This window comes from Streptomyces sp. HD, from assembly GCF_028369295.1.
In the GTDB taxonomy this organism is placed as follows: Bacteria; Actinomycetota; Actinomycetes; order Streptomycetales; family Streptomycetaceae; genus Streptomyces.
Genome location: NZ_JAQMYP010000195.1, coordinates 1 through 334, shown reverse-complemented (window position 1 = coordinate 334; position 334 = coordinate 1). Strand labels below are relative to the sequence as shown.

Here is a 334-nt window from a genome sequence, read left to right as displayed (position 1 = left end):
CGCCTGCGTGAACACCGTGCGGTCCAAAGCCTCACCGTCGGAGAAGACCACCTCCTTCACCGGCCGCTCCAGCAGCACATCCAACTGCGCGCACACCGCATCGAAGGCGGCGGCAAACACCGGGTAGGTCTCGTACAACTCCCGGCCCATACCGGCACGCTGAGAACCCTGCCCGGAGAACAGGAACGCCGTCCCGCCCTCGCTGACCGGACCACGTCCGCCCAGCGATTCCAACTGCCCCAGGAAATCCGCCTGTTCGCGCCCGACGAGCACCGCCCGGTGCTCCAGCCCCGCACGAGAAGCAGCAAGCGAGAAACCCACATCAACCGGCCGC

At 67.4% G+C, this 334-nt stretch carries 1 protein-coding gene; it reads right to left on the bottom strand.

Annotated features, from left to right (window positions below):
* Window positions 1–334: acyltransferase domain-containing protein (locus POF73_RS45970; protein WP_272125511.1), on the bottom strand; the 334-nt coding region annotated here is incomplete at both ends.